General features: G+C 66.5%; 29 protein-coding genes and 1 pseudogene. 16 read left to right on the forward strand and 14 right to left on the reverse strand.

Translation table 11 applies throughout. The annotated features are described in order from the left end of the window. Positions 1-2 precede the first annotated feature (2 nt). Positions 3-1,190 (forward strand): lipid-transfer protein, encoded by a 1,188-nt coding sequence (locus ACTWP6_RS18845; protein ID WP_443188483.1) that lies wholly within the window; start codon positions 3-5, stop codon positions 1,188-1,190. Positions 1,191-1,362: 172 nt separating this feature from the next. Then, entirely contained in the window at positions 1,363-1,668 is a 306-nt protein-coding gene (locus ACTWP6_RS18850) for a hypothetical protein (RefSeq protein WP_443188484.1), read from the forward strand. Positions 1,669-1,800: 132 nt separating this feature from the next. On the opposite strand, the gene ACTWP6_RS18855 is transcribed toward ACTWP6_RS18850, so the two are convergent. Next, a complete protein-coding gene (locus ACTWP6_RS18855; protein WP_443188485.1) occupies positions 1,801-3,186 on the reverse strand; it encodes a cation:dicarboxylate symporter family transporter in 1,386 nt (461 codons plus the stop codon). A 105-nt stretch (positions 3,187-3,291) separates the two neighbouring features. On the opposite strand from ACTWP6_RS18855, the gene ACTWP6_RS18860 reads away from it, so the two are divergent. Continuing rightward, positions 3,292-4,869 carry a sensor histidine kinase gene (locus ACTWP6_RS18860; RefSeq protein ID WP_260754917.1) on the forward strand — a complete coding sequence of 526 codons (1,578 nt, stop codon included), beginning with the start codon at positions 3,292-3,294 and terminating at the stop codon, positions 4,867-4,869. Then, complete coding sequence (locus tag ACTWP6_RS18865; RefSeq protein WP_443188486.1) at positions 4,866-5,555, forward strand: response regulator; 690 nt, start codon at positions 4,866-4,868, stop codon at positions 5,553-5,555. The genes ACTWP6_RS18860 and ACTWP6_RS18865 overlap by 4 nt, the downstream gene beginning before the upstream one ends. 15 nt (positions 5,556-5,570) lie before the next feature. On the opposite strand, the gene ACTWP6_RS18870 is transcribed toward ACTWP6_RS18865, so the two are convergent. The 4 genes from ACTWP6_RS18870 to ACTWP6_RS18885 form a co-directional block, all read right to left on the reverse strand. Then, on the reverse strand, positions 5,571-6,641 hold the full coding sequence (locus tag ACTWP6_RS18870) for a hypothetical protein (protein WP_443188487.1): 1,071 nt from the start codon (positions 6,639-6,641) through the stop codon (positions 5,571-5,573). 469 nt (positions 6,642-7,110) lie between these two features. Beyond that, the gene (locus ACTWP6_RS18875; protein ID WP_260754920.1) at positions 7,111-7,518 is read right to left on the reverse strand and encodes an STAS domain-containing protein; all 408 of its coding nucleotides are present in this window, start codon (positions 7,516-7,518) and stop codon (positions 7,111-7,113) included. Between the two features lie 26 nt (positions 7,519-7,544). After that, entirely contained in the window at positions 7,545-7,784 is a 240-nt protein-coding gene (gene mbp1 / locus ACTWP6_RS18880) for a microaggregate-binding protein 1 (protein WP_260754921.1), read from the reverse strand. A 66-nt stretch (positions 7,785-7,850) separates the two neighbouring features. Then, positions 7,851-8,222, reverse strand: a complete 372-nt coding sequence (locus ACTWP6_RS18885; protein WP_260754922.1) for an STAS domain-containing protein — start codon at positions 8,220-8,222, stop codon at positions 7,851-7,853. Between the two features lie 264 nt (positions 8,223-8,486). On the opposite strand from ACTWP6_RS18885, the gene ACTWP6_RS18890 reads away from it, so the two are divergent. The 4 genes from ACTWP6_RS18890 to ACTWP6_RS18905 all read left to right on the forward strand — a co-directional run bounded on the left by ACTWP6_RS18890 (position 8,487) and on the right by ACTWP6_RS18905 (position 10,949). Continuing rightward, on the forward strand, positions 8,487-8,765 hold the full coding sequence (locus tag ACTWP6_RS18890; protein ID WP_396884632.1) for a hypothetical protein: 279 nt from the start codon (positions 8,487-8,489) through the stop codon (positions 8,763-8,765). A 139-nt stretch (positions 8,766-8,904) separates the two neighbouring features. After that, positions 8,905-9,192: a hypothetical protein gene (locus ACTWP6_RS18895; protein WP_260754923.1), complete on the forward strand. Its 288-nt coding sequence runs from the start codon at positions 8,905-8,907 to the stop codon at positions 9,190-9,192. 91 nt (positions 9,193-9,283) lie between these two features. Further along, a complete protein-coding gene (locus ACTWP6_RS18900) occupies positions 9,284-10,615 on the forward strand; it encodes an MFS transporter (protein ID WP_260758251.1) in 1,332 nt (443 codons plus the stop codon). Positions 10,616-10,700: 85 nt separating this feature from the next. Then, positions 10,701-10,949: a hypothetical protein gene (locus ACTWP6_RS18905; RefSeq protein ID WP_231750823.1), complete on the forward strand. Its 249-nt coding sequence runs from the start codon at positions 10,701-10,703 to the stop codon at positions 10,947-10,949. Here ACTWP6_RS18905 and ACTWP6_RS18910 read toward each other — a convergent pair. Beyond that, a complete protein-coding gene (locus tag ACTWP6_RS18910; protein ID WP_443188488.1) occupies positions 10,932-11,696 on the reverse strand; it encodes a TMEM165/GDT1 family protein in 765 nt (254 codons plus the stop codon). The two genes, ACTWP6_RS18905 and ACTWP6_RS18910, sit on opposite strands and share 18 nt — an antisense overlap. Positions 11,697-12,023: 327 nt before the next feature. Continuing rightward, entirely contained in the window at positions 12,024-13,370 is a 1,347-nt protein-coding gene (locus tag ACTWP6_RS18915) for an acetamidase/formamidase family protein (RefSeq protein ID WP_260754925.1), read from the reverse strand. Between the two features lie 114 nt (positions 13,371-13,484). Here ACTWP6_RS18915 and ACTWP6_RS18920 point away from each other — a divergent pair, with 114 nt between their 5' ends. Further along, positions 13,485-13,889 carry a hypothetical protein gene (locus ACTWP6_RS18920; protein WP_260754926.1) on the forward strand — a complete coding sequence of 135 codons (405 nt, stop codon included), beginning with the start codon at positions 13,485-13,487 and terminating at the stop codon, positions 13,887-13,889. A 72-nt stretch (positions 13,890-13,961) separates the two neighbouring features. Beyond that, complete coding sequence (locus ACTWP6_RS18925; protein ID WP_260754927.1) at positions 13,962-14,111, forward strand: hypothetical protein; 150 nt, start codon at positions 13,962-13,964, stop codon at positions 14,109-14,111. Here the strand turns inward: ACTWP6_RS18925 and ACTWP6_RS18930 are convergent. Together ACTWP6_RS18930 and ACTWP6_RS18935 are read right to left on the reverse strand one after the other, a co-directional pair. Further along, the gene (locus ACTWP6_RS18930) at positions 14,090-15,394 is read right to left on the reverse strand and encodes a ClC family H(+)/Cl(-) exchange transporter (protein WP_260754928.1); all 1,305 of its coding nucleotides are present in this window, start codon (positions 15,392-15,394) and stop codon (positions 14,090-14,092) included. The genes ACTWP6_RS18925 and ACTWP6_RS18930 overlap by 22 nt on opposite strands. 145 nt (positions 15,395-15,539) lie before the next feature. Next, a complete protein-coding gene (locus tag ACTWP6_RS18935) occupies positions 15,540-15,851 on the reverse strand; it encodes a GNAT family N-acetyltransferase (protein WP_260754929.1) in 312 nt (103 codons plus the stop codon). Positions 15,852-15,994: 143 nt separating this feature from the next. Here ACTWP6_RS18935 and ACTWP6_RS18940 point away from each other — a divergent pair, with 143 nt between their 5' ends. After that, a complete protein-coding gene (locus ACTWP6_RS18940) occupies positions 15,995-17,356 on the forward strand; it encodes a wax ester/triacylglycerol synthase domain-containing protein (protein WP_260754930.1) in 1,362 nt (453 codons plus the stop codon). Between the two features lie 7 nt (positions 17,357-17,363). On the opposite strand, the gene ACTWP6_RS18945 is transcribed toward ACTWP6_RS18940, so the two are convergent. Next, positions 17,364-19,052, reverse strand: coding sequence for a hypothetical protein (locus ACTWP6_RS18945; protein WP_443188489.1), 1,689 nt, complete (start codon positions 19,050-19,052; stop codon positions 17,364-17,366). A gap of 277 nt (positions 19,053-19,329) precedes the next feature. Between ACTWP6_RS18945 and ACTWP6_RS18950 the strand changes: the two genes are divergently transcribed. Next, positions 19,330-20,172, forward strand: coding sequence for an aldo/keto reductase (locus ACTWP6_RS18950; protein WP_260754944.1), 843 nt, complete (start codon positions 19,330-19,332; stop codon positions 20,170-20,172). A 110-nt stretch (positions 20,173-20,282) separates the two neighbouring features. On the opposite strand, the gene ACTWP6_RS18955 is transcribed toward ACTWP6_RS18950, so the two are convergent. The 3 genes from ACTWP6_RS18955 to ACTWP6_RS18965 all read right to left on the reverse strand — a co-directional run bounded on the left by ACTWP6_RS18955 (position 20,283) and on the right by ACTWP6_RS18965 (position 22,098). Next, positions 20,283-20,771 (reverse strand): GreA/GreB family elongation factor, encoded by a 489-nt coding sequence (locus ACTWP6_RS18955; RefSeq protein ID WP_260754945.1) that lies wholly within the window; start codon positions 20,769-20,771, stop codon positions 20,283-20,285. Continuing rightward, the gene (locus ACTWP6_RS18960) at positions 20,768-21,169 is read right to left on the reverse strand and encodes a hypothetical protein (protein ID WP_260754946.1); all 402 of its coding nucleotides are present in this window, start codon (positions 21,167-21,169) and stop codon (positions 20,768-20,770) included. Before ACTWP6_RS18960 ends, ACTWP6_RS18955 begins: the two co-directional genes overlap by 4 nt. A 311-nt stretch (positions 21,170-21,480) precedes the next feature. Then, positions 21,481-22,098, reverse strand: coding sequence for an HdeD family acid-resistance protein (locus ACTWP6_RS18965; RefSeq protein ID WP_396884634.1), 618 nt, complete (start codon positions 22,096-22,098; stop codon positions 21,481-21,483). Between the two features lie 310 nt (positions 22,099-22,408). On the opposite strand from ACTWP6_RS18965, the gene ACTWP6_RS18970 reads away from it, so the two are divergent. The 3 genes and pseudogenes from ACTWP6_RS18970 to ACTWP6_RS18980 all read left to right on the forward strand — a co-directional run bounded on the left by ACTWP6_RS18970 (position 22,409) and on the right by ACTWP6_RS18980 (position 24,491). Further along, positions 22,409-22,588: a hypothetical protein gene (locus ACTWP6_RS18970; protein WP_443188490.1), complete on the forward strand. Its 180-nt coding sequence runs from the start codon at positions 22,409-22,411 to the stop codon at positions 22,586-22,588. Between the two features lie 226 nt (positions 22,589-22,814). Beyond that, positions 22,815-23,018 (forward strand): annotated as a pseudogene (locus ACTWP6_RS18975) (transcriptional regulator); the annotation flags it as partial. Positions 23,019-23,060: 42 nt separating this feature from the next. Then, positions 23,061-24,491, forward strand: coding sequence for a hypothetical protein (locus ACTWP6_RS18980; protein WP_443188491.1), 1,431 nt, complete (start codon positions 23,061-23,063; stop codon positions 24,489-24,491). 337 nt (positions 24,492-24,828) lie between these two features. Here the strand turns inward: ACTWP6_RS18980 and ACTWP6_RS18985 are convergent, their stop codons facing one another. After that, complete coding sequence (locus ACTWP6_RS18985; RefSeq protein ID WP_443188492.1) at positions 24,829-25,236, reverse strand: hypothetical protein; 408 nt, start codon at positions 25,234-25,236, stop codon at positions 24,829-24,831. 888 nt (positions 25,237-26,124) lie between these two features. On the opposite strand from ACTWP6_RS18985, the gene ACTWP6_RS18990 reads away from it, so the two are divergent. Next, positions 26,125-26,328, forward strand: coding sequence for a hypothetical protein (locus tag ACTWP6_RS18990; protein ID WP_443188493.1), 204 nt, complete (start codon positions 26,125-26,127; stop codon positions 26,326-26,328). Positions 26,329-26,859: the final 531 nt, after the last annotated feature.

Below are 26,859 nucleotides of genomic sequence, written 5' to 3' on the forward strand. Positions count from 1 at the left end.
ATATGAGCCGGGTTTTTGTCGTCGGCGTGGGAATGACGAAGTTCGAGAAACCCGGGCGACGCGAGGGTTGGGACTATCCCGACATGGCGCGGGAGTCCGGAACCAAGGCGCTGCAGGACGCCGGCATCGAGTACAGCGAAGTCCAGCAGGGCTATGTGGGCTACTGCTCCGGTGATTCCACCTCGGGCCAGCGGGCGCTCTACGAGCTGGGCATGACCGGCATCCCGATCGTCAACGTCAACAACAACTGCTCCACCGGATCGACCGCGCTCTACCTGGCGGCCGCCGCGATCCGCGGCGGGCTGGCCGACTGCGTGCTGGCGCTCGGATTCGAGAAGATGCAGCCGGGCTCGCTGGGCGGCGGTGCCGAGGACCGGGAATCCCCGATGAAGCGACACATCCTGGCGCTCAACGAGATCGACGCCATGCAGTTCCCCGTCGCACCGTGGATGTTCGGTGCGGCGGGGCGTGAGCACATGAAGAAGTACGGCACCACCGCAGAGCATTTCGCCAAGATCGGTTACAAGAACCACAAGCATTCGGTGAACAACCCGTACGCACAGTTCCAGGATGAGTACACCCTCGACGACATCCTGGCCGCGAAGATGATCTCCGATCCGCTGACCAAGCTGCAGTGCTCACCGACCTCGGACGGGTCCGCGGCGGTGGTGCTTGCCGGCGAGGACTATGTCGCCGAGCACGATCTGGCCGGGCAGGCCGTCGAGATCGTCGGTCAGGCGATGACCACCGATTTCGCGTCGACGTTCGACGGCAGCGCGGCCAACATCATCGGATACGACATGAATGTCAAAGCCGCGCAACAGGTTTATCAGCAGTCCGGACTGGGGCCGGAGGACTTCCAGGTGATCGAGTTGCACGACTGCTTCTCGGCCAACGAACTGCTGCTGTACGAGGCGCTGGGCCTGTGCGGGCCCGGTGAGGCGCCGAAGCTGATCGACGACGAGGACACCACCTACGGGGGCCGCTGGGTGGTCAACCCGTCGGGCGGGTTGATCTCCAAGGGCCACCCGCTCGGGGCGACGGGCCTGGCCCAGTGCAGCGAGCTGACCTGGCAGTTGCGCGGCACCGCCGACAAGCGTCAGGTCGACGGCGTCACCGCCGCGCTGCAGCACAACATCGGGCTGGGCGGCGCAGCGGTCGTCACGGCCTACCAGCGGGCCGAGCGGTAGGGCCGGCCCCTTCCGCGAGCGGGGCCCCACGGCGAGAAGACACAAACTCGCATCTTCCGGGCAGCGTCCATGCGAGTATGCGTCTGGTCGCGGTCAGGGGTGAACCATTCGGGTGCGCGCTTCGTGTCACCATCGGGAGGCCATGCAGGGCGCCTCCGATGGAGGTCCGGCCATGCGCTGGTGGTGGATCGTGGCGGCAATGCCCGCGATGCTGGGTGCGCCGGTGGCGCCGGCGGCCGCGCAGCAACAGAACGCGTTCGACGTGATCGAGCAGTGGGAGTCGGCGGGCTACCAGGTCAACATCGACCGGATCGGCAGTGCGCCGATCGGCGACTGCGTGGTGATCGGGGTGCGTAATCCTCAGCAGGTCACCCAACCGGTGCTCGTCATCGGCGGCCGCGACGACGATGACGGCCTCGATGTGGTCGACGTCGTGGTGCACCGGTCGATCTCGGTGTCCCTGGACTGCACGGGCTGAGGCCAGTCGGCGAGCAGACGCAAACTCGCACGATTTCCGGTGATTTCGTGTGAGTTTGTGTCTGCTCGCGGGTCCGGGTGCACGGAAAAGCCCGGCCGGCAACAGGACCGACCGGGCTTTCCTACCCGTGACCTACACCGTCGCAGGGACTCTCTCCTGCGGCGGCTCCGCGACACGGGAGCCGTGATCGGAATCCAGCATCGTCAGCTCGTCGAACGGATCCTCGCCTGCCAATACCGAATTCACCTTGCCCTTGTCGATCGTGTGCGTCCACGAACCGACCAGCAGGGTGGCGACCGCGTTGCCGGAGAAGTTGGTCAGCGCCCGCGCCTCGGACATGAACCGGTCGATGCCGACGATGAGCCCGACACCGTCGAGCAGGTCCGGCCGGTGCGCCTGCAGGCCACCGGCCAGCGTGGCCAGCCCGGCGCCGGTCACCCCGGCCGCCCCCTTGGACGCGACGATCATGAAGACCAGCAGCCCGATCTGCTCCGGCAGAGACAGCGGGTCGCCCAGCGCCCCGGCGATGAACAGCGACGCCATCGTCAGGTAGATCGCGGTGCCATCCAAGTTGAACGAATAGCCGGTCGGCACAACCACACCCACGGTCGAGCGGTCCACACCGAGGTGTTCCATCTTGGCGATCAGGCGCGGCAGCGCGGACTCCGACGACGACGTCGACACGATCAGCAGGTACTCGCGGGCCAGGTAGCGGACCAGCTTGAAGATCGACACCCCGGACACCACCCGCAGCAGTGCCCCGAGCACACCGAACACGAAGATCGCGCAGGTCAGATAGAAGCCGAGCATCAACGCCATCAACTGCCCGACGGCCGCCCAGCCGGTCTGACCGACCACGTTCGCGATCGCGCCGAACGCGCCGATCGGCGCCAGCCACAGGATCATCACCAGCACCTTGAATACGAGCTTCTGCAGGTGCTCGATGCCGCGCAGGATCGGCTCACCGGCCGACCCCAGGCCCTGCAGCGCGAAGCCCACCAGCAGCGCGACGAACAACGCCTGCAGCACGCTGCCCTCGGTCAGCGACGAGAACATCGACGTCGGGATGATGCCCTGAACGAAGTCCATCAGCCCACCGGCCTCATGGCCCTTGTCGGCCAGCTCGGCGCCCTTGCCCACGGTGGTGTCGGTGACATGCAATCCGCTGCCGGGGTGCAGCAGGTTGCCGACCACCAGGCCGATCGCCAGTGCGAACGTCGACATCGCCAGGAAGTAGACGAACGCCAGGCCGCCGACCTTGCCGACGGTGGCCGCCTTGCGGACCGACCCGATTCCCAGCACGATCGTGCAGAAGATGACCGGCGCGATCATCATCTTGATCAGCGCCACGAACATGGTGCCCAGGACGCCGACGCTCTTGCCGACGTCGGGGGCCAGGATGCCGACCCCGACACCGGCGAGGACCGCGACGATCACGGCGATGTAGAGCCAGTGCGTGCGGTCTCGTCTGGGTCGGGGGGTGTCGGGTGGGGTCGGCCGGTCCATCGTGGTCGTCATCGCACTGTCCTCCGGGGTCGCTGTGTGCAAAAGGTCTGCAAGGATGCTCTGCGAGGACGTGAGCCAGGTCACGTTTTAGTTCATTACGTTCACGGGAGGCAGGCGATGGGACGGATCCGGCCGCCATCCCGACCCCCGTGGCCGCGGTCGTTGGCGGGCCAGGCCATCGCGTTGCAGATCCTGGTCATCGCGGTGATCGTGCTGGCCGGCAGCGCACTGGCCGCGCTGGACGCCCGCCGCGACGGCGACGCCGCGGCGCAGGAGCAGGTGGTCGGGATCGCGACCGCGCTGGCCGACTCACCGTCGACGGCCGAGGCCATCGAGTCCGGGCGGGCCACCGAGATGCTGCAACCGGTCACCGAGCTGGTGCGCAGGCAGACCGACATCGCGTTCATCACGATCATGGCGCCCGATCGCACCCGCTTCACCCACACCGATCCGTCCCAGATCGGCGGCGCCTATCTGGGCACCATCGAACCCGCACTGCAGGGCGAGACGTTCACCGAGGTGTACACCGGCACGCTGGGTTCGTCCATCCGTGCGGTGGCCCCGGTCTACGACGGCGACGGCCGCGTCATCGGCCTGGTCGCCGCAGGCATCCTGCAGCAGAGCCTCGCCGAGCGCTGGCAGTCGCAGCTGCCCGTCATCGCGGCCGTCAGCCTTGCCGCGCTTGCGGTTTCACTGCTGGGCGTGTGGGGCATCCGCCGGCGGCTGCTGCGCCAGACGCACGGACTGCGCCCCGACGAACTGCGCGTCATGTACGACCACCACGACGCGATCCTGCACTCGGTGTCCGAGGGACTGATCGTGCTCGACCGCTCCGGCGTGGCGGTGGTCAACGACGAGGCGCGCCGACTGCTGTCGTTGCCGGCCGGGGAGGTCGCCGCCGACGACCTGCCCGAGTTCCTGCGCACCTACAACCCCGGCGCCCGCGATGAGGTTCACGTGACCGACGACCGCGTGCTGGTGGTCAATCGGTCGCGGGTGCGGTCCGATGCCGGTTCGTCGGAAGTGGTCACCATCCGTGACCGCACCGAGTTGCAGGGCGCGCTGGGCGAACTCAACTCGCTGAAGGTGCTGACCGACTCGCTGCGGTCTCAGGCCCACGAGGCGGCCAACAAACTGCACACCGTCGTCACGATGGTGGAGATGGAGCGCACCGAGGAAGCCGTCCGGTTCGCCACCGCCGAACTCGAGCTGTCCCAGCAACTCGTCGACCGGCTCTCGGATGCGGTCGGCGAGCCGGCCCTGGTGGCGCTGTTGCTGGGCAAGACAGCCCAGGCCGACGAACGCGGTATCGAGTTGACCGTGACCGAAGATTCCGAATTGCCTTCGGACACCGAAGATCTGCTCTTGACAGGCCAGGAAATGGTGACCGTGGCAGGCAACCTCATCGACAACGCGATGGATGCCTGCGATCCGGACGACCCTTGGGTGGAGGTCACCGTGCAGCAGAACGACGAACGGCTGCTGATCCGGGTGGCCGACAGCGGGGAGGGCATGGACGCCGGCACCTTCGAGAAGGCGATGCAGAGGGGTTACTCGACGAAGTCCGGTGACGACGACGGCAGGCACGGGCTGGGGCTGGCGTTGGTGGCCCAGGTGGTCAAACGCCACGGCGGGCAGCTCACCGCGGATGTGACCTACGGTTCGGTGGTGACGGTGACGGTGAATCGCCCGTGATCACGGTGTTGATCGTCGAGGACGAACCGTTGATCGCCGAGGCGCACCGGACTTATCTGATGCGGCTGCAGGGGTTTTCGGTGGCGGCAGTGGCGCACACGGCGCGCGATGCGATGCGGGCGGCCTCCGAGGCGGCAGCGTCGGACGCCCCGATCGACCTGGTGCTGCTCGACATCGGGCTGCCGGATGCCAACGGGATCGCGCTCGCGTCGGCGCTGGCCGGCCTGCGGCCGGCGCCGGACATCATCACGATCACCTCGGAGCGCGATCTGGAGATGGTGCGCGCCGCGGTCGGTCACGGCGCGCTGGCGTACCTGTTGAAGCCGTTCACCTTCGCCGCGTTCCGCGAACGACTCGAGAGGTACCGGCGCTACCGCGAAGCGCTGCCTGCCGGTACCGATGCCGCCAGCCAGGCCGAGGTCGACCGGGCGCTGGCCGAGCTACGGGTCAACCCCGACCGGTCGGTGGCCCCGAAAGGGGCGGCAGCGGGCACGAACGACGAGATCGCCCGTGCCGTACGCGATTCCGCCCACGGTGTGACCGCCGATGAGGTGGCCAGGCAGGTGGGGGTGTCGCGGGTGACGGCCTGGCGTTACCTCGAGCGGCTCGCCGACGAGGGCACGGTCAGCCGCCACACCGACTATGGAAAGGCCGGGCGACCGAAAACCCGCTATCAGTGGCGGTGAACTCGAGTGACGCCGTCAGGCGGGGGCTGCCTGCAGCCGGCGCGGGGCGCCCACCGCGATCTCATCGGTCGCCAGGAACTGCGAGTACAGCGTCTCGATCGAGGACTCGACCGAGTACACGCTCACCGCGCCGGAGTAGTCGGCGACGTAGAGGCGCGAACTGTCGGCGCCCTGAGCGACGCACGACGGCCTGGCGTCGACCGTCAGCGCGTCGACGACGTCGAGGCTGAGCGTGCACAGCACCGCGACACGGTCGTAATCCACGATGTATGCGCGGGTCTGGTCGGCGCTCATCGACAGCTGCGTGGGGGCACCACCCACGGTCACCCGATCGGTGATCCGCATCGCGCCCAGATCGAGGATGTGGACGGCGCCGCCGACCACTCGGTCCGAGGTGAGCACGTAGACCGCTCCCCCGGCGTAGGCGATGTCGCGGATCGGTGCGCCGACAGGCACCACCCGATGCACCTGCGAGGTTTCGGTGTCGACGACGATCACGCGGCTGCCGACCGCATCGGTGACGGCGACGTACAGCCGCTTGCCGTTCGGGTCGGCGCAGAGCGCGTCCACGTTGGCGGCCGGACCGGATCCGATGCCGATGGTGCCGACCCGCTCAGCGGTGACGTCGATGACCGCGACGTCGATGCGGTCCTGCGCACCGCGACCGGCATACACCCGCTTGCCGCCGGGACCGGCCGTCAGCGCGGTGACCCCGAAGGCCACCGGGTAGGTAGCGACGACGGCGCGGCTGTCCAGGTCGATCACCTTGACCGCGTCGAAGCTGCCGGAGGTGACGCCGACGAAGGCCCGGTCGTCGGACACGGCCACCGCGGTCGGCTCACCGTCGACCGCGACGGTGGCGACCACGTTGAGGGTGGTGTTGTCGATCAGCGACACGCTGGCGTCAGCGGCATTGGCCACGACGACAATGCCCTGGGCCGCGGCGATGTCGCCGATGGGGCCCAGGTTCGGCGTGAGGCGGCGCTCCAGCACCACATCGCCTTTGGCTGTCCCGTCGGTCCCTCGGGACCCTGCCGCCGCCGACGGCGCATCCGTCACATTCGACTCGGTTTTACCCTTGGACATCAAGCGCCTCATCAGCACCGAAAAGTTTGCCATGTGTTGTGGTACCTCCGCCGGCACGACGTCTGCCAAGCTCTAGATTCCGTGTCAAGGCGCCCGAACGGGCGCCGCCTGAGTCGAGTGTAGCGACGGAAATTCGGTATGGACGCCGACGAATTCGCGCTTCGTCACGGGGAGCGCCGAAGCTCTCAGGGCTCGCTTAAGAACCGTTCCGTTATAAATTCGTTACTTCGAAACAGCAAAGCCGAAACCGCAGCTGAACAGTGCCTGAACGGAGGCAGCAAGCCCACCGCGAAAATCGGCACAAAACATATTCGTAACGATTTCTTAGCTTTGCCCCGGAAAGTGAGCGCGAGATCACAGCGGCACATCGCAGCAAAACCACAATGTGGATAACGGCTGTGGAGAACTCCGCACCTGGGCGGCAGCACGCGTCTGCGAAGGCTGCGCCGTCGTGTTCGCTGGAAAAGCGTCAGGCAGGTTTGGCGGCGCGCACCGACGGGATCGTTGTTGCCGGGATCAGACCCTCGGGATCACAGAGTTCGAGCACGCGTGCCACTGCCGGCCCGGCGACGACGCACCAGGTCACTTCTTCGCGAGCCAGATGGGCGCTGATGGCGTACAGCGCCGAGGCGCCGTCGAAGGCCATGAAATTCACGTCGGTGAGATCGAGCACCACGGCAGCGCTGCCGGCGCTGACTTCGCGCACGGTGTGGGCGAAGTGTTTGGCGTTGGCCGCGTCCACTTCGCCGCACACCGCTACCGTGGCCTTTCTGTCGGCCCCCACGCCCTCCTCACGCCAGGTGAAGGTCAGCGACGTCGACGCGATTGCGAAGCTCCGACTGTCGGCTGACCTGCTGCGGATGGAGGTAGCGGTCATCGCAGGACAATCTACCTGCGTGACGGTTACGACTGTTCGGCTTTTTGCCGCTCCTCGTTGGCCTTGGCGGCCGCGCGGGCACTCTCGGCCTCGGCTTCCTTCTGTGCGGCCTCGCGCTGTGCGTCGGCCTTGTCCTGCTGGGCCTGGCCCTCGCGTTGCAGGTCATCCCGGCCCGTGACGACGCCGACGACCTCTTTGGCCTTGCCCTTGACGCCTTCGACGACGCCCTTGACGGCTTCTTCCGGACCAGAATTGTGATCGCTCACCAGACACTCCTTTTTTTCTGCGGGGCTACCGCTGGGCGAAGCGTCTGTTCCCCAGGCGCCAAAATGTCAAACCTGCCGGTCAGCACGACAGACAGGCGACCTAGCTTTGACGTGCGCCACGGCGACGTCGAGCGTCGAGAAGAGATCGACGTAGTCGGCCACCCCGGTGATCTGGAGCGGGCGACTGGTGGCCGGTCCGTCGGCGACGACGGCGAACTCGACCGAACCGTCGACCTGCTTGCGCGTGACCATCAGGACCTGCATGCCCGCCGACCCCAGAAAGTCCACGTCGGTCAGGTCGACGATCAGGCCCGACGGCCTGCGCGCCAGCGCCGCGGCGATCACCGCCTGCAGTTGCGGCGCGGTGAGCATGTCGACAGCGCCGACCGCGGCGACCACCGCGATATCGTCGACCTGCTGTTCGCTGAATTGCTGCACGTCCTCAAGCCTCGTCTCATAAATGCGGCCGAAGAGCGGTCGCAGATGATCTCGGGAGGCTGCAGTCTGAACCCGGAGCGGTGTCTTACGTATGACAACCTCACACAGGTTAGCGAAGTCATCCGCAGAACGAACAATTGCGGCGATCAGCGCCTACCGTCCGTCGGCGCCCGCGCCATCACCGGCTGAACTTCCCGATCCCCCGCGGGACGCACTGGCCGCCGTTAGCGTGACCCTGCACAGGGACCTACGCGGGGAGCCAGCATGCGCGCCACACCGTCACGTCACACCGAAGGCGATCGAGCCACCTCCGGCCGATGTCGGCTCGCCACACTCGTACTGACCGCGCTGGCAACCCTTCTCGGGGTGGGCCTGCTGACCCCGGGGACGGCGGCGGCGCAGGACCCCAACTACGTCATCGCCACCGACACCACCTTCGCGCCCGTCGAATTCCAGGACGCCGGTGGCCAACTCGTGGGCATCGACAGGGATCTGACCCGCGAGCATCCACGGCTGCGGGACTTCCTGTCCAAGGTGCTCTAGGCAGCGGTACGCCGAAACTGCCCGGGATCTCCATGAAATCTCCATCCGGACTCCAAGCGTTGCACGGCACGCGTCGCGACGATGGTGTCACTCGATGTCCTGGCCACGCCGGTGACGCCCTCACACAAGGAGTTGCACGATGACGAAGTTACTTGCCGCGGCCCTGCTGCCGCTCGGTGCCGCGTTGACCCTGGCCGCGCCGGCCCAGGCCGACACCGCGACCTCGACGATCAACCAGCTGCGGTCCCAGGGCTATGACGTGCGGGTCAGCCGCGTCGGCAGCGCCCCGCTCGACCAGTGCACGGTGATCAGCGTGCGCAGCCTGCCGATCGCCAACCAGCAGTTCCCGGTCGACGACGACGACGTCAACGTGTTCACGGTTACGCCCAAGCAGAAGGTGAATGTGACGCTGGACTGCGCCGGCTGATCCGAGCCCGGCGGGCGCTACACACGGTGCCCGTCTAGGTTTGGATCCCGTGTCTTCGGCGCCCCCGTCCCGATCGTCGTTCCCCCGCGGCATGGCGCTGCTCGTGGCCGGTGCCATGTTCATGGAGATCCTGGACGCGACGATCATCGCGACCGCCATCCCGGCCATCGCGGCGAGCTTCGACGTGGCCCCCGTCGATGTCAACATCGCCGTTTCGGCCTACCTGCTGACCGTCGCGGTCCTGATCCCGGCCACCGGGTGGGCGGCCGACCGATTCGGCATCCGGGCCGTGTTCCTCTGCGCGATCGTCATTTTCACGCTGGCCTCGGCGGGATGCGCGCTGAGCGTCTCGCTGCCGATGCTCGTGGCGATGCGGGTCCTGCAGGGGGTCGGCGGCGCGATGATGGTCCCTGTCGGCCGGCTGGCGGTGTTGCGTTACAGCGAAAAGACCGATCTGGTGCGCGCGATCGCACTGCTGACCTGGCCGGCGCTGACCGCGCCGGTGGTCGCACCCGCACTCGGCGGGGCGATCGCGACCTACGGGTCCTGGCGTTGGATCTTCCTGATCAACATCCCGATCGGGATCGTCGGATTCTTGTTGGCGCTCAAGCTGATCCGCGGCGGCCCGACAGCAGAGGTACGGCCGTTCGACTGGCGGGGGCTGCTGTTTCTCGGCACGGGCATCGCGGCGGCGCTGCTGGCCCTGGAGCATGTCCGGGTCAGCGGCACCGACTGGGTGCTGGTCGGAGTCGGCGGCACGGTCGCGGTCGTTCTGCTGGCCGCCGCGCTCTGGCACCTGCGCCGCTCGCCGGCGCCGCTGATGCGGCTGTCCGTGCTGCGGGTGCGGACGTTGCGCATCACGGTATCGGGCGGCTCGCTGTATCGCCTGGTGATCACCGCGGTGCCGTTCCTGCTGCCGCTGCTGTTCCAGCTGGAGTTCGGCTGGTCGGCGTTCACCGCGGGATTGATGGTGGCCGCGCTGTTCGTCGGCAACCTGACGATCAAGCCGATCACCACGCCGTTGATGCGCCGGTTCGGCATCAAGCGTGTGCTGCTGGTCAACGGTCTGGTCTCGGTGGCGTGGTTCGCGGTGCTGGCGGCGTTGCGACCGGACACCCCCGTCGTGGTGATCGCGGTCGCCCTGTATGTCAGCGGCGCGCTGCGGTCGATCGGGTTCACCGCATACAACAGCCTGGCGTTCGCCGATGTCGACGGCGACGAGCTCACTCACGCGAACACGCTCAACGCCACGGTGCAGGAAGTGGCGGCCGGCCTCGGCATCGCGGTGGCCGCGCTGCTCCTGACGGTGCTGGCGTCGTTCTCGTGGGCTTTCGTCGCGCTTGGCGCGCTACTTGCGCTCACCCTCGTCGAGACGCTGCGGTTGCCGGCCGATGCGGGCGCCCATGTCAGCGGCACGCGTTGAGACGCCGCCAACGGAGACGGCTCAGCGCAGTTCTTCGCGCGCGCCTCCCGCAAAAGTCTCGACCATCACTTTAGCCTTGGGGGCCGTGACCACACTGCTCGAGCCGTCGCTGGCGGAACTGGATTTCGACCCCGAGATCCTGTGCACCTGCCGCAAGTTCTGCGGCCCGCTCGCCCACCCGGCGCAATGGTGGGTCACGCTGTCGTGCGGATGCCCCTACCCGATGTGCCGTCGCGCGCTGCGGATCGCCAACATCCGGCTCAAGGTGCGCCCGCTGACCTGCCGACACTGCGAGACCGACCAGATCGCGATCCGGTCAGTCGTGCCGATCTGAGGTTGCCGAACCCGCGCCGACCTCGGACTCCTCCCCGGCCTCGGCCGGGGAGGGCAACCGCGCCGGCGACGTCCTTAACACCGCAGGCCGGAGCCGCTCGGGCAATGCCCACAGGGTCGCACCGAAGGCCGCCACGAGCGCCACGGCGAGGGCCGCGATGGCGACCGTCGACAGCGACGGCCACAGATTCTCCAGCAGCATGGAGAAGCCGAACACCAGGAACAGCGCCGCCGCGGTGACCTGGATGAACCGCTCAGGAAGGTGCTTGCCGGCCACCGCGCCGACCGCGATGGCCAGGCCGTCGGCGGCGACCATGCCCAGGGTCGACCCGATCCACACGCCGAGCCAGTCACGGTCGGCCGCCAGCGTCACGGTCGCCAGCATCGTCTTGTCACCGAGTTCGGCGAGTACGAAGGCCGAGGTGACCACGAAGAACGCAGGTGCGGTGGCCTTGTCCGCGCGTGAGGTCTCGTCGTCGGACAGGCTGTCGCCGCGCAGCGTCCACAAGCCGAAGAACACGAACATCGCGCCGGCGATGAGTCCCAGCAGGTGCGTCGGCAGCGCGGCGCCCAGGTAGTGGCCGATCGCGACCGAGAGCACGTGCACGACGGCGGTGGCGACGGTGATGGCGGACAACACCACCCACCACCGGTACCGCAAGGCGAACATCATCGCCACCAGTTGGGTCTTGTCCCCCAACTCGGCGACGAAGATGACGGCGAAGCTCAACAGCGCAGCGGCGAGCACCACAACTCCTCGGAGTTCGAGGTCTGCCGCTCGGAGAAAAAACGCCTCCGGCCGGCAGACCGAACGGTCTGTACGGCCGAAGGTCTCGCCCACCGGCCGTACAGACCGGTCCGGACAACCGGGCCGCGCAGCACGTCGCGCAGCCAGTATGTCGATTGCCGATTTGGGGGCTACTCCCCTTCGCTTCTGCCACCGTACACAGCCCACCACATACCTCGCAACCCGTGGCAGTCGAAACATGCTCTCGCACAATAAGTTTGGGTTACCCAGCGCGAAAGTTTGGGCACCCTCACTTCAATGGAGAGGGTTCCCGATTCACCAGCCGGCTCAGGCCTGCGTGAAGTGAGACTTGTAGACCTGTCCGTGCACTCCGACGGTCCGATCGACCACCTGTGATACCGAAAAGTCAGCTGCGGCAGAGAGGTACGCGTAAGCCGTGGCACGGTCCATGCCCTGGTCGGTCTGCAGGAAGTCGAGGGCGTTGACCACCGCCCGCCGCATCGCGACGTCGAGGTCACTGCCCTGGCCGCCCACCGAACCGTCCGGATCCGACAGACCGATGGGAACCCACGCGTCAGCGGTCTCGCCGAACGGGTACCGGTAGGCCACCGACGGGGCGTCACCGGAGCCGGGCTTGCACACCGACAGCCGGTAGGTGCCGCGCAGCGAACCCTCCATCGCCGTCAACGCGACCTCCCCGTCCCCCATCGCCATGTGCGGGTCCCCGACGTAGAACAACGCCCCTTCGGCGAACACCGGCAGGTAGAACGTGGCGCCTTCCCCGAGCAGACGGATATCGATGTTGCCGCCGCCGACCGTCGGCGGAATGGAATTGGCCGACGCCGCGGTCGGGTCGGTGTCCTGCGAGTACGCCACTCCCATCATTCCCATGAAGGGACGCAACGGGAAACGCACCCGGGACGCGCCGTAGCTCATGACCCCGTGTCCGTCTTCGACAGCGGTGAACGTGGAGACGTTGCCGTAGCGCTGCGGATCCGGGCTCGGCCTGCCGTCGGTGTCCACCGGCGGCATCACCTCGGCGAGGGTGATACCGGCCGGCGCACCCTGGTCGGCGGTGCGTGCGAGTGCTCCCTTGCCGTGACGGCTCGACACCACGCCGTAGGGAACGCGCGGAACAGCTTCCAATATCTCGATTTTCAGCACGTCGCCGGGCTCTGCGCCCTCGACGAACACCGGACCGGTGACCACGTGCGGCCCGTCCTTGTCGAAGTTGCGCGGGGTGCGGCTGTAGTCGGCGGCGATCGCGATCGCGTCCTGCAGCACCTCCGAATCGGCGACACCCCGGGCACCGAAGTACTCCACGGGATCGCGGCCCTGGTCTTCGAGGATGCCCTCGTGGCTGACCGCGTCGATGGTGACCGTCTGCCCCGAGGTCATCTGCAGCACCGGCGAGGCGTGCACGGTCGGTACGTACCCCCACAGCACCTGGTCCGGGACCGATGGCAGATAGTGGTCGCCGGTCGGCTCCCCCTGCCCAGGCTGCAGAACGGTGAAGCTCTCATCGGTCGACGAGGTGGCCGACGAGCCCGTCGAACAGGCCGCCACCCCGGCGACACCCGCCCCGGCTCCGACGGCGGCGACGGCGCGCAGAAAGTCCCGCCTTCCGAGCCCGTCCCACAGAATTTCGGCGGCGTAGCGTGCGATCTCAGTCATGTCAGGAACGTTCCCGCGGGGTATTTCCGGCCCGCAACGGCCGTGATACATCCTTTTTGCCAGCTTCGCGCGCTTTACTGGAGTGCCCATGGCCCGACGTCCCGGAGGACAGACATGCCGCCAGCCGACCGCCGTCCGTCGTCACCGTGGCTGCGCGCGGCGCGTGTTTTCGCCGTGCTCACCCTCGGCGTGGTCGTCATGATGTTCGTGACCGCCGGTGAAATCGTCCAGTATCACCGGTTCGAGGACTTGCACGGCGCCGGGGCCATCGCGCTGCACGTCACCTCGGGTGGGCTGCTGGTGGGCCTGACGGGTCTGGCCCTCGACCGCAAGACGGGATGGTGGGCCGCCGTCCTGGCCGGGGCGTTGTTCGTGTTCACGTTCGTGCAGGCTGCGATCGGCGAGGCAACGACGCTGGCCCTGCACGTGCCGGGCGCGCTGGCGGTCACCGCGGCCACGGTCTGGCTCACAGCATGGGTCTTCTACGCTGCCGACGCGACCGGCACCGCGCGCGGCTAGCTGGCTGCCCGCATCCCAGCGCCGCGGACGCACCGGGTTTGCGCCCGGGCCGATCGGGACAACCCGTGCATCATGGAACCCGACAGCGCCGCCAACCCGAAGGACGCCACCGAGGTCACCGAAGAGCAGCGTGACCTGCAGGACAAGCTGAACCACCAGGATGACGATCCGGACGCGCCCGCGCGCGGCCAGACCTACCGTCAGATTCCGGACGAGAACTGACCCGGTTTCATCCGCTCACGCAGGTCGTCATAGATCGGACGGGACCCCACCATCTTCGCGACGGTCACCGCCGCGGCGGTCGCGACCATCATGGGCACCGCCGCCGACGTCGTCGCCGTCATCTCCATCACGATCACCAGCCCGGTCAGCGGCGCACGTACGGTCGCACCGAAGAACGCCGCCATTCCGGAGAGCACCAGCGGGACCGCGAGATGCGTTGTGTCCTCGGGCCATACCGCGTCGAAGCAACCGAAAAACAGCGTTCCCCACAGCGCGCCCACCGCGAGCAGCGGCGCGAACAGCCCGCCGGGCACCGCTGCCGAGTAGCACACCGGGCCGGTCAGGAACCGGGCCAGAAGCAGCCCGGCGACCGCGAGCAGGACGAGGTCATGCCCGTCGAGCAGCATCTGGGTCAGCGTGTCGCCGTCGCCCACGGTCAACGGCGCCGACCACAGCAGCAGCCCGACCGCGGCGCCGATAGCCGCGGCCGTCGCCGGGGCCGGCATCCGACGGACGGCGCCGAGATGGTCCAGCGCCCACAGCACCGCCCGGTTGTACACCGCTGCGAGCAGTCCCGTCCCGACGCCGAACACGAGAAAGACCGGAAGCCAAGCGATGTCGGGCGCATCGAGCGGTTCGACCTGGAAGTCGGGGCCGTCCCCCAACACCGTCTGGGACGCCCCGACCGCCGCGGCCGCCGCGAGGACCGAGGCCAGCACGATCTGCGGCCGCCACGATTTGGTCACCTCTTCGAGGGCGAACAGCACACCGGCGATCGGCGCGGTGAACGCGACCGCCAGGCCGGCGCCGCTCAACGCCACCTGCATCGTGCGGGCCTCGTCGTCGGGCAGCCGGGTCCGCCGCGCCGCCTCGGCGCCGATCGCCGCCCCCATGTGGACGGTGGGGCCCTCGCGGCCGAGGACGAGTCCCGAACCGATGGCCAGCACACCGCCGACGAAGCGCGCGAGGACGACCTGCAGGCGCGGCGCGGGCGCCCGACCGAGGAAAACCGCCTCGACGTGCGGGATCCCGCTGCCGATCGCCATCGGTTCCCAGCGCACGATCAGCGCGGCCAGGGCGGCGCAGGCGGCCACCGCGGACACCGGTACGAGCCAGCCCGGTCCGGGAAGCTGCTGCGCCCACTCGAGAAGATCCGACCGGACGGCTTCGGCGGTCTGCAGGCACCAGCGGAACGCCCCGCCGACGAGCCCGACGATCAGACCGCCGATGACCGCTACGGCGCCCAGAATGGCGATGCGGGTGGGCGACGCGTCTGGATGCACCGGTCGAGACCCCTTTCTCCGAGCTGGCCCGGTCCTCCATCCTCGCGCGCAGAATCGGGTGGAGCACGCATTTCCCCGACCGAGGAGGCGACAAGGTTCTCGATCGACCGCACCGACTGGCCCCAAACCATGTTCGGGTAGCTGGTCACCCGCGATCGGTCAGGGCGGCGTACTCCGGGTGCCGGTCGATGTATTCGGCCACCATCCAGCAGGTCGGCACGATGCGCAGCCCCTCGGACTTGGTGACCCGCAGCGCCTCCGCGACGAGAATCGTTGCCAGACCCCGGCCTTGGAACTGCGGCAGCACCTCGGTGTGCGGGAAGACCCGTCGGCCGTCACGGTCGTGGTAGTCGGCGAGCCCCACTGTGCGACCCTCCACCTCGATCACGAAGCGTCCTGGTTCGCGGGTGACGGTGGTCGGGGCCCCGGTACGGTCGGGCGGCGTTTCGACACTCATCACCCCACGATAGGTCCGGTGCCGATCTCCGCTGTGCGGCAGGGGACCTCGGTCGCCTCCCGTAGAGCACAAAGACCCCGATCCGCGCTACACCGCTGTGGCGGGGCCGCATTGCGTTCTACCGTGATCAACGGGAGCACATCATGAGCGAATTCATGCGAAGCAGCGACGCATTCACCTGGTCGATGGAGAGCGATCCGCGACTGAGGTCGACGGTGGTGACCGTGCTGATGCTGGACCGGGTGCCGGACTGGGCGGAGGTCCGCGACCGCGTCGAACGGCTCAGCCACGACCTGCCGATGCTGCGGCAGACCGTCGTCGAGTCGCCGCCCCCGGCGCCGCCGCGATGGCAGGACTGCGCCGACTTCGATCTGGATTTCCATATGCGCAGAGTGGCCGCGCCGGCCGACGGATCGTTCGCGGACGTGCTGGAACTCGCCCGCCTGGCGCAGATGGAGGACTTCGACCGGGCCCGTCCGCTGTGGAAGATCACCCTGATCGAAGGACTGCCCGACGGCGAGGCCGCCGTGCTGTGCGTTTTCCATCACGCACTGTCCGACGGCGTGGGCGGGGTGCAGATCGCGATGGCCCTGTTCGGCCTCTCCCCCGAACCCTCGTCGGCGGACGCCGAGTCGCCGCCTCCTCCGCGCCGATCCCCGCTCGACGACTACCGGGATGCCGCACGGTACGGCCTCGGGGTCGTCGGAAGCGCGGTGATCGGTGTGCTGGCCGCGGCGCCGAGGCTGATCGTCGACGGTGTGCGCAGCCCGCTGCGGACGGTGGCCTCGGCAGCGGGGCTGGCGACGTCGGTGTACCGGACCGTACGGCCGGTCAACGCCACCGGATCACCGCTGATGACACGGCGCAGCCTGATCCGCAGGCTCGACGTGCTCGAGGTGCCGAAAGCCGCGCTGCGCGACGCCGCGCACCGGGGCGGAGGCGCGCTCAACGACGCGTTCGTCGCCGGGGTGGCCGGCGGGTTACGGCGCTACCACGAGAAGCACGACGTCGGTGTGGGGTCGCTGCACCTGACGATGCCGATCAGCCTCCGCACCGAGCGTGACGCCCCTGGCGGGAACCGGATCACGTTGATGCGGTTCGACATTCCGGCTGATGTGGCCGACCCGGCGGAACGGATCCGGCAGATCCACGAGCGCACCGAGCGGGTCCGTCACGAGAAGTCGCTGCCACACACGCAACTGATCGCCGGTTTCCTGAACCGGGTGCCGCGGTGGTACATCGGCACCATCCTGCGGCACGTCGACTTCCTGGCCAGCGACGTGCCCGGGATACCGGTGCCCGTCCAACTCGGTGGGGCGAACGTGCGGGTGCAGTACGCGTTCGGGCCCACGATCGGCTCGGCGGTCAACGTCACCCTGCTGACCTACGTCGACACCTGCGCGATCGGCATCGATGTCGACAGCGGGGCGATCCCCGACATCGCGCTGTTCACCGAGTGCCTGCGAGCGGGTTTCGACGAGGTGCTGGCGCTGGCCGCCGACTGATATCGGATCATGCAGCGTCTCGGTGACCCGCCCGATGAGATCCTGAATCCCCTTTGCCCGCATGCCCTTTGCCATCGCTACCGCCTTTGGCGTCTCCACCGCCGTCATCGCCGGCGTGGTCTTGGGTCTCGGCGTCGTCTTGCGTGCCGGCGTGGTCTTGCTGGGTATCAGCTGAGCCTTCCGTATCGGCGCGGTCTTCGGCGCCGCCACCGCTCTCGGCGCCCAGGCCTCTGCCGCCGTCGACGTGACCCCTCTGCACGTCGTCGGCGCGCGGAGCCGGCACATTCACGTCGCCGTCACCTGGGATGGACTCCTCGGGACTCGACACCGCTTCCAGTCCCTGTGCCGACCTCCACGGCTGCGCATGGCGCGGCCACGGAGAATCGACCCCCGCACCGTCCCCCCTCTCCCCCGTGTAGATCTCGTCGGTGTCCGACGACCAGCCCTCGTCGGTCGCCGTCCCACGCGCGACCGTCGGCTCGGTCGTCGCATCCTCTGTGCCGGGCATACCGGTGCCGGGCCTACCCGGAATCAGCGTGCCGGGATTGGTCGATCCCGGGCGGGTTTCGTCCGCAGGGATCGGCACGAACAGTGCGCACAAACCGCACTGGGTCCCGCGCACGAAAGGATTGAACGCGGTGTTCAGCCCCCGGATGAAGTTGACGATCGTGTTCACGATCATCGTCACGGTGGGGAATCTGATCTGGCTGAAATCTGGTGTCTGGGTGAGCGAGTCGTAGAAGTTCTCGAACGGCGTGAAGATGTTGAGTTCCTGGGTCTGCCGCGACCACGGCTCGGTCACGCCGTTCGGATCCTTGATGTCGCACAACCCGTCCGCGCTGCAGGTGATCGGATTCTTCACCTGCGGGAAGGTGTAGCCGCCCGGCGAGACGAGTGCGACGATGTGGCGCAGGTCGAACATCGTCGACAGGATCTGATCGATACGCTCACAGGCCCCGAGGTTGGTGCCGGTGCACCCGACGTTCATCGGGAGTTGCGAAGCGGCCACCGCCGTAAGGATGTTGCCGAGCCCCACCGACAACGCGGGAAACGGCAGCAGTACGTTGACCAGCGATTGATAACGCGCGACGTCCGCCGCATCGCTGCCGAGCACATTGAAGGGGTGGTATACCCACCAGCTGCCGCCGTACTCGAGGTCGGCCGTCAGACCGACCACGCCGGTTTGGTTGAGGTCGATGCCGTTACGAGAATTGACGAAGCTGAACCCGCTGTTCGGCAGGTCTCCAAGATTCACGTCGCCCTGACCCAGGGCATTGAAGAAGTTGTAGGGGACGTTGGCCAGCGCGATGAACAGATTCGCCGGGATGTTGAAGATGCTCGTGGTCGCTTGGGCAGCGGCGCCGAGCATGGGGCCCTGCGCGGAGCCGGACGGATCGCAGAGCGCCACGGCGGTTTCGCCGCAGGAGTCTGTCGTGGTCGCGGCGGTGAGACGCACCTGCTCACCAGCAGCCCTCATTTGCGCTGTCGTCGGCGTGACCGGCGTGACTGTGATGACTCCGGCCCCCACCAGCGCCACGCTTGCGGTGACCAACGGGGCAAGAAAGGTCATGGCGCCCCCCTTCTGTGATCGACGATGACAGCCCAGAACATAACGAGCAATTTCCAAGATCACATCAATCCTGTTGAAATAGCGTGAAATTCCTCTCCAAGATCGGTGAAAGGTCCAGCTGAACATGTGTCTTTTTGTTTCTTATTTCAATGAATGCATTGCGTGGCAAGCGATCCAGGCGGCTCCCGGCCATCACTGCCACCGGTCAGTGGTATCGCAGCTGAAGTGAACTGTGGGAGTTCATCATCGACCGATGGCGCTTGGACCCGTAAAAACCACATGTGTGGCGCAGTTGTGCCCTGTGAGGTCGAAGTGCAGTGCGTGATGCCGCCTGCAGAATTGGGGCAGTCCGGCGGACCCGTGGCCTTCCCGCCAACAGGGGTGTCAGAAAGGCGATTGGAGGATGAACTCACCTCGCTCGGTATCGTTGCGCTCCGGCGAGAAGATCGTCGCCCTCGGTCAGGGCACCTGGCATTTTGCCGAAAGTCCGGGGTACCGGGCCGAGGAGATCACCGCGATCCGGCTTGGAATCGACTTGGGAATGACGGTGATCGACACCGCCGAGATGTACGGCAACGGCGCGGCGGAAGTCTTGGTCGGCGAGGCGATCGCGGGACGGCGCAATGAAGTATTTCTTGTCGACAAGGTACTACCGCACCACGCAACCCGATTGGGCACCGTGCGCGCGTGCCAGGCAAGCCTGGGCAGGCTCGGCGTTGACTACATTGATCTTTACCTGCTGCACTGGCGCGGTAGCATCCCGCTGATCGAAACTATTGAAGGCTTCGCCGACTTGAAGCTCCACGGGATGATCCGCCACTGGGGCGTGAGCAATCTCGATATCGACGACATGATCGAATTGTCGGGCGTCCCAGGTGGTAATGAGGTCGAGACGAATCAGATTCTCTATAACCTGACCCGCCGCGGCCCGGAGTACGCGCTGATACCGTGGCTGTCCCAACATCGGATATTGACGATGGCCTATTCGCCAATCGAGCAAGGCCGGCTGCTCGCCAACCCGGCGCTGCGACCGATTGCGCAGCGGCACAACGCCACTCCGGCACAGATCGTGCTGGCGTGGGTGTTGCAGCACGACGGGGTCGCCGCTATCCCACGCGCCCGAACTCCCTCCCACGTCAGGCAAAACGCCGCCGCCCGAGACATCGAGCTGACCCGCAACGACCTGCGAGACCTCGACCGAGCGTTCCCTCCACCTACCCGGCCGACCCCGCTTGAAGTTCTGTAAGACGGCCCGCGTGTGATGCACACCTCCACTTGGGAAGTACAGGCGCGTGCAGCTCAGATCCACGGCGTCTTTCGGCTCTGGTGGGGCACTCCAATGCGCGCCAAGGCCCGTTAATCGGGATACCGGATGTCGACCAGCTCGACCTGCAGTGGTCCCTGCGGCGTCTCGTATGTCACGACGTCCCCTGGCTGATGGCCTGCCAGGGCGAGCCCCATCGGGCTGTCCGGCGTTAACGCGTGCTCGTCCACGACCGGCACCTCTCGGACGACGGCGACCACCCGCAGGCGGTCGAGCTCCCCATTCGGATAGCGCACCGTCACCTCGGTCCCGTCCGGCAGCGCGCCGGGCACCTCAGACTCGGGTGGCCCACCGTGCAGATGCCAGTTGATTTCGGCTATCCGGTCGTCGATTGCGGCCAGCTGGTCGGCGAGAGCGATCTGGTTGGCCGCATCGGCGTCGATGAGGTCGCCGACCGTATCGCGGATGCTGTCGAGGTCGGCCGCCACGCGCTCGCGGCGCCGCTTCAGTTCTTCGAGCTCAGCCTCGAGAAGGGCGATCTCGTCCGGCGTCAGCGTCGCCGCTCGGCTGTGCTTACTCACGATCCCGCGCCGGCGTTCAACCCAGGGTGGCGGATGGTGTCGCGCCGCAGCTGACGATTGCTCTTGGGGTCACGCTCGGTCTTGTGCCGATCGATCTGAGTGATCAGGTCCCTCTTGGCTTCGGCGAGGGCCCGCATGAGACCCCGGTCCTGGCCAACAGCCACCAGCGGCGGGAAGCCCGGCAGAAACGCGCGCAGCGTTACGCTCTGCTCTTTACCGCCGCGCTCGCGCACTGACACCTCGACTTGGACTTCGCTCGGATCCCACCTGGCCAGGTGCGGACCCAGCGCGGACAGTTCGTCGAGCACCAGCTCACGTTCATCTTCCTTGAACCCGGCGCCCAGAAGAAGGGAGCGCTCATCGAGGCGGTCCCGCCGCGCGTTGTCGGTGCTACTCATGCCTATGAGCATTGGGCACAAAGGACGTGAACCGCTTCCCCTCCTCAGGCCCGATCTCAGGGTGGATTGTGGGCCTGCGAGGACATGGCGCGAGGTCAGGACTTGGCCGGGCGCTTCTGCTTGGACACGAGCGCCCACTCCCTGCGCGGCCGGGTCGACACGTCGACTGTCGACGGCGGTCGCCCGCTTCTCCATCGTCGACATCGTGTCTCCTGGGAACCCCGGTGCTCCAGCAGTTTTCGAGTACCGATGCAACGACAACAGGTGGGTCCAGTAGAGCTGATGACTGGAACCGAACCCGCGTATTCGCGCTATGTGGCCGTTGCCGTACGCACGTTCACCGGCACCTTGGCGCGGTCGCGGCGAGCATTGAACGCGGACACGATCTCGAACAGGCCGAGGGCAACGAGGAACGCGCCCGTCACCATGGCGAGAAGGACGATCGACGAGAACGGCAGCAGCAGCACGACGATGCCGGCCAGCACGGACACGATTCCGAACAAGATATCCCAGGCACGTCCAGACGTTTCGGTGCCGCTGATCGCCGCGACCGTCGTCGCGACCCCTCTGATGATGAAGCTGATACCGATGTAGATGCTGAACAGCAGAATCGAGAACGGTTCGCCGAAGTACCGAAAGGTCAGAACCGCGAGAATTACCGATACGGCGCCGCTGACGAACAGGAGTGCGCGACCACCACCCGATAGGTCCGCCGCCATCGCAATGAACAGCTGTCCAAGGCCGACGACAAGCAGTGACACACCGAACAGCGCCGCGGCGACGAGGACGGTCTTTCCCGGCCACACCAGCATCAGCACGCCGAGGATGATCGCCAGCACCCCAGACGCCAAAAACACTTTCCACCTGTGCGGCACGAGTTTCGAAGGGTCGACGATCGGCGTTTCCGGCTGGCCTACCGCAGAAGTCACAAGAAATCTCCCCTAGATCCGGGTCATTGAGTTCCAACAGGAGTCTGCTCGGCTCACGCGTCGACCGCGTGCGCCCGTCAGGACCAAAATCGCACGTGTCGCTGGTCCTCGCAGGATGACCGGCATAAGGGTTCGCGGCGCCCACGAAACGCCGGCCGGCGCAGCGTTGCGCCACGCTGTCATCTCAATGCGATACATACGGCGCCGGCTGCGGTCGTTCTCTTTACGGCGTCCAGCAAGCAGCTGACCCCTGGATAGGTGGAGCCGGAGACGAAAATCGAATCCGCTTACTCAACTTGGGAAGTACTTTATGGGGCGACCGGTCGCCATGTTCAGCGGTCGCGTCGAGCAGGCCGCAGAAGATCTCGCCATCAGCCAGTGGGTGCGGCAAACTCAGGAGCGCATCGCCGCCAGCTGGCGACGGAATCATCTCGAATTCAGGTTTCCCGCGGGCAGCCAGAAGGGTGCTCAGCCAGCGGAATTCGGGTGAGTCACATTGTGCGTTGCCCGTGGCTAGCGCATACAGGCTCGTCGCCGGGGGTGGACGTACGGGGGGCGTGCCACCAGAGCAAACGCCCAGCGGGTCGAGGCTGCGCCAGCGGTTCAATTCAGTACCCACCGGATTCGCCAATAAGCCGGCTATTACGGATCCAGTATCTATCCTGGGTTGGCGGGCACAGCACGCCACTCGAAGGCTCACGGGGTGGGAGGCGGATATGACTACATTTGCAGAGCGATTGAACCGACTGTTCGACACGGTTTATCCGCCAGGCCGGGGACCGCACACCTCAGCCGAAGTGGTGGCAGCGCTGAAGGCAGAGGGCTTGACGATGTCAGCCCCCTACCTGTCGCAGCTGAGATCGGGAAACCGGACGAATCCGTCCCGCGCGACAATGGCTGCGTTGGCAAACTTCTTTCGGGAATGAACGCACCTTCTTCGGTGGGTGTTGGCTCTTCCGAGAATGGTTGCGGAACGTCGCGAATCCACAGTGCTGTTCGGTGCCGAAGCGACGTCGCCGGAGGATGACCCCCTTTGGCGAGATTGTTCTTTGACAGTATTCGCAGAGGCGGCTTCTGCGGCGTCGTCGGCTTTCCTGTTCCTCGTCCCTGTCGGTGACGTCGACAACGAGCTCCGTTTTTGCTGGCAGGCGGGCGATGCGTCGGCCGTAACGTCTGCGGATCCCTCATCCTCGACGTCTCCGGACTCGTCGGACGCGCCGCTGGACGCGCCGATCATTCCGGCCGAAGACAACCCCACAACCGACCCGAGCCCACCCGCGCAAGACAATGGACCCGCCACCGAGGTCGTCTCCTGGCCGGAGCCGTCGATCACCGCGCCGGACGGGCCGACCATTCCGGCCGAAGACAACCCGACAATTGACCCGAGCCCACCTGCGCAGGACACCGGATCTAATACCGGGCCCAATTCATCGAATCCCGAGCCAGATTCGCCCTCGGGCTCGAGCGGGTTGCCGACCACGAATGAGATACCTGCGATCACAGACGGCCCGACGGCGGGCACCACGACAGCCCCGGTCAGCACCATCACCGTGAGCGTCTTAACGCCCACTACCGATCCCGCGTCAGTCGCCGGTGACTCCTCCACCGTCGAGAGTGTCCCCGCCACCGTTGTTCAGCCGACTCCGCCCACTGTCGAACCGAGTGTCGTTGCGCCCGTTCCCCTTACAGAGGTTCCCGTGCCGGTCCCGATTGTCCCGGTAGCAGCGGCGGCCGCACCGCCCGGCATACTGCAGTGGTTGGTCTTGTTGACATGGTTTCAGCTGCAATGGCTGATGCAGTGGCAGCAGCAACTGAACGGCACGAACGCTACACCCGTCGTGAATCGCTTCGGCGACAGAGACACCCGGCTGGTCAGCGCCATGTTCGAGAACTCGGTGACAACGGCGTTTTTCGCGAAGCAGTTTGCGTGGCTCAAGCCGACACTGGGCGCTCTGCGAGCAATGCCACGGGTCGACCTGGCGACCGATCACGCCTTGCTGCATGAGTTTTCGATGACACTGGGGGCCGAGACGGCATCGTTGCCCGCCATCGCGGAAGCTGTCACCAACCAGGTGCATTCCCCCCTGAGATTTCCGACGGGCAACCCCTGCGTCAGCACGTTCGTCCGCACCGTGTCGGTGTGGGCACTATTCACAGCTGCCGCCCTGGGACTTTTCGGCTTGATCAGCATGACGGGCCTTGGCGTCACGGTCGGCTTCCGCCAGGCGAAGGCCGGCTTCGCGGTCCAGGCATGTGGCTATGCCCGGTTCACCAGGCCCGGACCGTTGGGCGTCGTCCGCGAAGCAGGGATCGTTTCCCTTCGGACGCCACGCTCGAGTGCTGGTCCGCCGCTCCTGCGCGTCGTCGGTACCGATGTGCGGGATACCGCCTGACGATTGCGGATCGGGCAGGATCGACATTCCCTGGCCGGCCTGCAGGTGGCGTTTGCTGGCTGGATCGCAGACTCGATACACGAGCGACCAGATTTCATTTCCGACACTGGCTAGCGCACCGTGCGTATACCGGCACGATCCGTCTATTCTGTCTGTCAGTAACGCACTGAAACGGGGGCGACGCAGATCACGTCAAGGGCGACAAAAGCTGGAAGTGCCTGACAGGCGAGGGCCCGCGAGGCGTGCCCACATTGATACGGTCACGTCACCCCGATCGGCCCGACGAGCGCACGACCATTAAGGCCCGTTGGCTAGGCATTGATTGTTTGCTGATGATTCATGACTCGGTTTGCTCAAGGGTTGCAGGCACCGTTTCCTCGGGCGGAATCATCGGCATGGGCGTCACCGGCGGCGCGGCCGACGGTGGAAGCATCTGCGGCAGGCCGTTGCCGAAGGCGAGCGGTATCGGCGCCCTCAACTCGTGTTCGGTATACCGATAGGCGCCGCGGTGGGCAACCTCGACCTGGTAGAAAATCGCCCCCGCCGGAACGCGCTCGACACTGAACGTCAGAAGGCACGAACCGAGTTCAGTCGAGCCGCGATCCAGCGTCCCCCTGGCCAGCACGGTGTTCGACTGGTCAGTCACCGTCACCGCCGCATTGGGACCGATATCGCCGTATTGGCCAGCGCCGGCGCACATGAAGCCGGGCGGCAGATCGGTGGTCGTGACGCTGTCGGCAGTCACTCGAATGGTGCCGCTGAGCGTGAACGGGACGGCCTCGACGACGGTGGCGGCCTCAAGCGCTCTGCCGCCGAACTCGACGAGCGTAACCGCGGCGGCGAAGCCACCGAGGGCTGCGATGCCGATATTGCGCCGCTGTGCAGACCGGCTCCGGCGCCGATGACGATGAGACTCCGCGTCGCGCTGCTCGGATAGCTGTATGCGCGACGCGTCGGGTCGCTGTTGTGGTGGACCACGGTTTCCTCCATACCGGGACTGCTTTGCTACACCTCAACGTAGGGACGCAGACCCGTTCGCCCTGAACGCCGCAGCAAAGTCGACGACAATTTACCTAGTTGTCAAAAACGTTGCAAGGGCAGAAGGTTTGCCCGGGTGGGTGCAGACCATCGTGGCCCAGGTGACGCACCAGTCGGGAAAGCAAGACCGGTCCGTGGCGCCGCCGATGCGGCGGTAGGGCGACGATTCGTCCGCCACCAGCGCCGGGAGCCCTCCCCGCGCGCGGCCTCTGGCTTCTTGTGGACAGCCATCGAGCGACGCTAAGACTGGCGAAGAAAAAATCGACGGATCGATCTCGGGTTTGCTGCAGGAATAGGTGACATCGGCGACCTGACCTGATTTTGCAGCAAACCCCCAACCAGAACCGCTTATATGGCCCGACCCCGGCAGGTCACCGCGACGGGGATTGTTGTGAAGTATTCGCGCGCAGGGAGCTGCGCGCAGCGACCTGTTCTGACTCCGGTCTACGAGTGGTCCACCCAAGGTTCGACACCCTGGACCTGCAAGAGAGCGGGTCCTGCTGGACGAAGTCCACTGACATGGCTGAACTGGTTCCGCTCGCGGATGCGGTAGCGGACAATCGTCACAGAGCCACTCCGGCGAAAGGTTCGTGCGATGTCGGAATATCCCCAGAAGCCGCGACCGGCCCGTCTTCTCATCCCGCGGACCAGAACCGGCGGCGACGTGATGCCGAGCGAAGCCGACTGCTCGGACTGTCCGGCCGACCACGCCGGCACAGTGAACGGACAAGCCGTCGTGTGGCATCTGATCGGGTGCACCGAGGACGACTGCGAATACGAGGCGCAGGGCGTGGTCTAGGTCGACGCATGACCGATTCGTTTGTCTTGCAGTAATCTTCGTACGGACACTGCGCGGATCAAGTCCCGCTAAAGGCGTACGGGTGCGTTCGTCGACATACGTATTCCCAACCAGGACAGTCGATTTCGTCCGATTGCATTCGTCGGCTTCCGCCCGTGCATCAGGCGTGTTGTGACAACGAGGTGATACTTAATGGCAGTGACCCCGCCCCGCCGGCTGCCCATGCGTGCGGACGTGTCCGACCTTCACAGCTTCAGCTGGCCGGACTTGAGCCGAGCGCGGGCGCGTCGTTTGGGACGCGCGACGGCGTTCACGGCACCTCGCCCAGGGGCCGGAGGCGGGCGGGATCGAACGGGGTCAGGTCGGTGCTCCGCGCGTGTCCGGCGACGATGAGCTCGGCTAAGCCTCGATCCACTGATGAATTGGGGTAGGTGTGCCTCGCTGGGCTGTTGAGGGCTGGTCCTGGTCGCGGGCAGGGGGTATCTGCTGGTCTGTCCAGCTGTTCCTGTGCGCTCCGGTCGGGCCTTTCGG

Source organism: Mycobacterium sp. 4D054 (assembly GCF_052245755.1).
GTDB lineage: Bacteria > Actinomycetota > Actinomycetes > Mycobacteriales > Mycobacteriaceae > Mycobacterium.

Bases quoted from the DNA above. Each gene is read 5' to 3' on its own strand.
- ACTWP6_RS18845 (WP_443188483.1), top strand. From the start codon at position 3: ATGAGCCGGGTTTTTGTCGTCGGCGTGGGAATGACGAAGTTCGAGAAA.
- ACTWP6_RS18850 (WP_443188484.1), top strand. From the start codon at position 1,363: ATGCGCTGGTGGTGGATCGTGGCGGCAATGCCCGCGATGCTGGGTGCG.
- ACTWP6_RS18855 (WP_443188485.1), bottom strand. From the start codon at position 3,186: ATGACGACCACGATGGACCGGCCGACCCCACCCGACACCCCCCGACCC.
- ACTWP6_RS18860 (WP_260754917.1), top strand. From the start codon at position 3,292: ATGGGACGGATCCGGCCGCCATCCCGACCCCCGTGGCCGCGGTCGTTG.
- ACTWP6_RS18870 (WP_443188487.1), bottom strand. From the start codon at position 6,641: ATGTCCAAGGGTAAAACCGAGTCGAATGTGACGGATGCGCCGTCGGCG.
- ACTWP6_RS18875 (WP_260754920.1), bottom strand. From the start codon at position 7,518: ATGACCGCTACCTCCATCCGCAGCAGGTCAGCCGACAGTCGGAGCTTC.
- ACTWP6_RS18890 (WP_396884632.1), top strand. From the start codon at position 8,487: ATGCGCGCCACACCGTCACGTCACACCGAAGGCGATCGAGCCACCTCC.
- ACTWP6_RS18895 (WP_260754923.1), top strand. From the start codon at position 8,905: ATGACGAAGTTACTTGCCGCGGCCCTGCTGCCGCTCGGTGCCGCGTTG.
- ACTWP6_RS18900 (WP_260758251.1), top strand. From the start codon at position 9,284: ATGGCGCTGCTCGTGGCCGGTGCCATGTTCATGGAGATCCTGGACGCG.
- ACTWP6_RS18915 (WP_260754925.1), bottom strand. From the start codon at position 13,370: ATGACTGAGATCGCACGCTACGCCGCCGAAATTCTGTGGGACGGGCTC.
- ACTWP6_RS18920 (WP_260754926.1), top strand. From the start codon at position 13,485: ATGCCGCCAGCCGACCGCCGTCCGTCGTCACCGTGGCTGCGCGCGGCG.
- ACTWP6_RS18925 (WP_260754927.1), top strand. From the start codon at position 13,962: ATGGAACCCGACAGCGCCGCCAACCCGAAGGACGCCACCGAGGTCACC.
- ACTWP6_RS18935 (WP_260754929.1), bottom strand. From the start codon at position 15,851: ATGAGTGTCGAAACGCCGCCCGACCGTACCGGGGCCCCGACCACCGTC.
- ACTWP6_RS18940 (WP_260754930.1), top strand. From the start codon at position 15,995: ATGAGCGAATTCATGCGAAGCAGCGACGCATTCACCTGGTCGATGGAG.
- ACTWP6_RS18945 (WP_443188489.1), bottom strand. From the start codon at position 19,052: ATGTTCAGCTGGACCTTTCACCGATCTTGGAGAGGAATTTCACGCTAT.
- ACTWP6_RS18950 (WP_260754944.1), top strand. From the start codon at position 19,330: ATGAACTCACCTCGCTCGGTATCGTTGCGCTCCGGCGAGAAGATCGTC.
- ACTWP6_RS18960 (WP_260754946.1), bottom strand. From the start codon at position 21,169: ATGAGTAGCACCGACAACGCGCGGCGGGACCGCCTCGATGAGCGCTCC.
- ACTWP6_RS18970 (WP_443188490.1), top strand. From the start codon at position 22,409: ATGGGGCGACCGGTCGCCATGTTCAGCGGTCGCGTCGAGCAGGCCGCA.
- ACTWP6_RS18980 (WP_443188491.1), top strand. From the start codon at position 23,061: ATGGTTGCGGAACGTCGCGAATCCACAGTGCTGTTCGGTGCCGAAGCG.
- ACTWP6_RS18990 (WP_443188493.1), top strand. From the start codon at position 26,125: ATGTCGGAATATCCCCAGAAGCCGCGACCGGCCCGTCTTCTCATCCCG.